The sequence below is a fragment of the Pseudomonas sp. R62 genome (assembly GCF_000257605.1).
Lineage (GTDB): Bacteria > Pseudomonadota > Gammaproteobacteria > Pseudomonadales > Pseudomonadaceae > Aquipseudomonas > Aquipseudomonas atacamensis.
This window is the reverse complement of record NZ_JH635999.1, coordinates 46482-50209: the sequence shown is the minus strand read 5'-3', so window position 1 is coordinate 50209 and position 3728 is coordinate 46482. Positions and strand designations below refer to the sequence as shown.

The 3728-nt window shown below is 64.1% G+C and carries 6 protein-coding genes; all 6 read right to left on the bottom strand.

From position 1 onward, the window contains the following. A partial coding sequence (locus OQK_RS18655) for an MFS transporter (RefSeq protein ID WP_038861376.1) occupies positions 1 to 383 on the bottom strand: 383 nt, incomplete at its 3' end. Between the two features lie 52 nt (positions 384 to 435). Next, on the bottom strand, positions 436 to 840 hold the full coding sequence (locus OQK_RS18650; RefSeq protein WP_016773714.1) for a MarR family winged helix-turn-helix transcriptional regulator: 405 nt from the start codon (positions 838 to 840) through the stop codon (positions 436 to 438). 201 nt (positions 841 to 1041) lie between these two features. Further along, the gene (locus tag OQK_RS18645) at positions 1042 to 1764 is read right to left on the bottom strand and encodes an adenosylcobinamide-GDP ribazoletransferase (protein WP_016773713.1); all 723 of its coding nucleotides are present in this window, start codon (positions 1762 to 1764) and stop codon (positions 1042 to 1044) included. Position 1765: 1 nt separating this feature from the next. Beyond that, complete coding sequence (cobC, locus tag OQK_RS18640; RefSeq protein ID WP_016773712.1) at positions 1766 to 2341, bottom strand: alpha-ribazole phosphatase family protein; 576 nt, start codon at positions 2339 to 2341, stop codon at positions 1766 to 1768. Then, positions 2338 to 3393 carry a nicotinate-nucleotide--dimethylbenzimidazole phosphoribosyltransferase gene (gene cobT, locus OQK_RS18635; protein WP_016773711.1) on the bottom strand — a complete coding sequence of 352 codons (1056 nt, stop codon included), beginning with the start codon at positions 3391 to 3393 and terminating at the stop codon, positions 2338 to 2340. Before cobT ends, cobC begins: the two co-directional genes overlap by 4 nt. Next, the coding region (locus OQK_RS31475; RefSeq protein ID WP_038861374.1) for a bifunctional adenosylcobinamide kinase/adenosylcobinamide-phosphate guanylyltransferase at positions 3390 to 3728 on the bottom strand (339 nt) is incomplete at its 5' end. The genes cobT and OQK_RS31475, both read right to left, overlap by 4 nt.

Here is a 3728-nt window from a genome sequence, read left to right as displayed (position 1 = left end):
GCGCGACCCACAACACCAAGAATGACCGAAAACGAAGTGCCCGAAAGACCAATACCGATCAGCAGGCCGGCACTGAGTGACAGAGTCACTGCCGAATCAGACAGGCCCATGCACACCAGGCCCGCCGCGTAGAGGATCCCACCGACCAGCACCACTTTCGCCGCGCCGAAGCGGTCAGCCAGCGCGCCGGTAAACGGCTGCGCCAGGCCCCAGATCAGGTTTTGCAGGGCGATGGCGAAAGCAAATACCTCGCGACCCCAGCCGAACTGCGCGCTCATCGGCGACAGGAACAGACCGAACCCGTGGCGCACGCCCAATGACAACGCCAGGATCAGCGCACTCCCCAGCAACACCCAACCGCACGTACGCCACATCGTTGTCATTGTTATTCTCCAGTCGCGGGTATATACCCGCTTGAGCGCGAAAAAACCGGCATCAGGCCAGTTCGTCGAGCAGTTTGAGCAAGGTTTCGCGCTTCTCGGCACCGAGCCGGTCGATCAGCCGCTGTTGCGCCGCTTCCCACGCCGGCAATGCCGCTGCCAGGCGCTGCACACCGGTTTCGGTGAGGCGCACGATACGGTTGCGCATGTCCTCGCCTTCGGCCAGCGCCACCAGACCTTCGCCCTCGAGCACGCGCAAGTTGCGCCCCAAGGTGCTGCGATCCAGCCCCATGGCCTCTGCCAGTTCGGAAATGCTCGGTTGCTCCAGTCGCTGCAGATTGCACAGCAGAGAATACTGGGCAACGTTGATCCCGAAGCCATCGAGAGCGCCGTCGTAATGCCTGCTGACGCCACGCGCGGCGCGACGCAGGTTGGTGCACAAACACTGAGAAGGAAGCATGATGCGTGTATATACCCGCGAGTGTGTTAAATCAAGTTACAGATGAGTTTACTCTGAACATCATTGTTGCCGGTGAGGCCGCCATCGCTGGCAAGCCAGCTCCCACAGGTACTGGGAATGTTTGCAAATTTCCCGTACGGCGACAGATTGTGTGGGAGCTGGCTTGCCAGCGATAGGGCCGGTCAGGCCATCGCTAATCCTTCAGACCAAAGCGAGCCCCACCAACACCCCCATCTCCAGCAATTCCAGCAACGCCCCCGCCGTGTCCCCGGTAGTCCCACCCAACCGCCGCATCATCAATCGCCGCAGCAAGACAAACCCAACCAGCGAAATCAGCACCGCGCCGATACCCGCGATCAACACGCAGCCCAGCGCACTCACCCCCAGCACCCACCACCCGGCCTTGCGCGGCAGATGATCGGCCAGTGCCTGACCCAAGCCGCCCGCACGCACATACGGCGTAGTCAGAAACAACCCCAACAGCGCCGCTCGCCCGAGTACCGGAACGATGATCAGCGCCAGGGTATGCCCTTGCTCGATCAGCGCCAGCAGCGCGGCGAATTTGAGCAACAGGACCAGCACCAGCGTGACCACCGCGATCGGCCCGCTGCGCGGATCTTTCATGATCGTCAGCGTGCGCTCGCGATCACCAAAACCGCCGAGCCAGGCATCGGCGCTGTCGGCCAGGCCATCGAGATGCAGCGCGCCGCTGAGCAATACCCACACGGTCAGCAACAGCGCCGCATGCAGCAACAACGGCGCGCCGGCCAACAAAAGATTCAACGCGAAGAGGATCAGCCCGAACAGCAATCCCACCAGCGGATAAAACAGCAGCGAACGGCCGAGCTGTTGCGGCTCGGGCATGCCCGGGAGACGAATCGGGAGGCTGCTGAGAAACTGCAAGGCGATCCACAGCGGCAACATCTCAGTGACCTTCCTTGAGCGCGCCGTCAGCCTCGACCGTCAGCGCAAACAGCGCACCGTGGCCGACTTCGACATTGAGCAGTTGCTCGCGGGGCAAACTTCGGGCCTGCGCCAACAACAAGCGCATCACGCCGCCGTGGCTGACCAGCAGAATCCGTTCGCCGGCGTAAGCCGCGTGCAATCCCGCGACCGCCGCCAGCACCCGCGCGGAAAACGCGCTGACCGGCTCCCCCTGCGGCGGCGTGAAACCATAGGGATCAGCCCAGAACAGCCCCAGCGCTTCGGCATCCATCTCCATCAAAGCCGCCGCGCTCTGCCCTTCCCACGCGCCGAAATGCAGTTCCTGCAGATCCTTGTCCAGATGCACGGACAGGTTCAGTTGCTCGCCGAGTTCAGCAGCGAAGCGCGCGCAGCGCTGCAATGGCGAACTGACGATACGATCCCACGGCCCGCCGTCGACCACCGCCGCACGCATCTGCGTCCAGCCGTTTGCGGTCAGCGCATCGTCGAGGCTGCCGCGCAAGCCGCCGCCGAGTTCCGTTTCGCCATGGCGCAGCAGATCCAGGCGCAGGCTCATGCCGGGCGATCCGCCACGGCTGCTTCGGCGAACGTCGCCATTTGCCCGTGCAGGTCACAGGCCAGACGCAACAACGGCACTGCCAACGCCGCGCCACTGCCCTCGCCGAGGCGCAGGCCGAGCTCGAGCAGCGGCTCGGCGCTCAAGGTTTCCAGCACATGGCGATGGCCCGGCTCGGCACCGCGATGGCCGAACAACAGCCACTGGCGACAGGCCGGATTCAAGCGCACCGCGACCAGCGCCGCGACCGTGCAGATGAAGCCGTCGACCAGCACCGCAATGCCTTCCTGCGCGCAGGCCAGATAAGCGCCGACCAACGCGGCAATCTCGAAGCCGCCGAGATTGAACAACGTTTGCAAGGCATCGCCACGCTGTGCGGCATGCAGCGCCAGAGCGCGTTCGATGACGTGCGCCTTGTGGCTGACGCCAGCGGCATTCAGCCCGGTGCCGGGACCGGTCAGGTGCGCCACCGGGCAATCGAGCAAGGCGCAGGCCAGCGCACTGGCCGCCGTGGTGTTGCCGATGCCCATTTCGCCACCGACGAACAACTGCGTGCCGGCGGCTTTCGCGCGCAAGACGCTGTCGCGACCGGCCTGCAAAGCCGATTCGCCCTGCGCCTGAGTCATCGCTGCGCCCTGTGCGAAGTTCGCCGTTCCCTCGCCGATGTTCAGATGGCGCACGCCGGGCAGATTCAGCGTCGGATTCACCGTGCCCAGATCGACCACTTCCAGCTGCGCGCCGAGCTGACGCGCCAGCACGCTGATCGCCGCGCCGCCGCTGACAAAGTTGAGCAGCATCTGCCCGGTAACTTCCTGCGGATAAGCCGATACGCCTTCGGCTACCACGCCATGGTCGCCAGCGAAAATCGCGATCCAGACTTGCTCCAGCGTTGGCTTGAGCTGACCTTGCAGACCGGCCAGTTGCACGGCCACCGATTCAAGGCGCCCCAGCGAACCGGCCGGTTTGGTCAGTTGCTGCTGGCGCTCGGTCGCTTGCGCGATGATGTCCGGGTTCACGGTTTTGCACGGGTTCAGCCACCAGGTCGGGCTCATAACGCAGGTCCTTTCAAAGTCAGGGGCAGGCCGGCGACGGTCAATACAACTCGCTGACAACGCTCGGCCAGAGCTTGATGCAGCCAACCGGCTTCATCGACATAGCGGCGAGTCAATTCGCCCAGCGGCACGACACCCATTCCGGTCTCGTTGCTGACAAAAATGATTTCACCCGGCAACGACGCCAGGCAGTCGAGCAAGGCTTCACGCTCGGAGGCGAGACGTTCGGCGTCGTCGAGCATCAGCAGATTGGTCAGCCACAGGGTCAGGCAATCGACCAGCAGGCAGCGCTCGGCGCCGGCGGATTCGCGCAGCACGCGGGCCAGTTCCAGCGG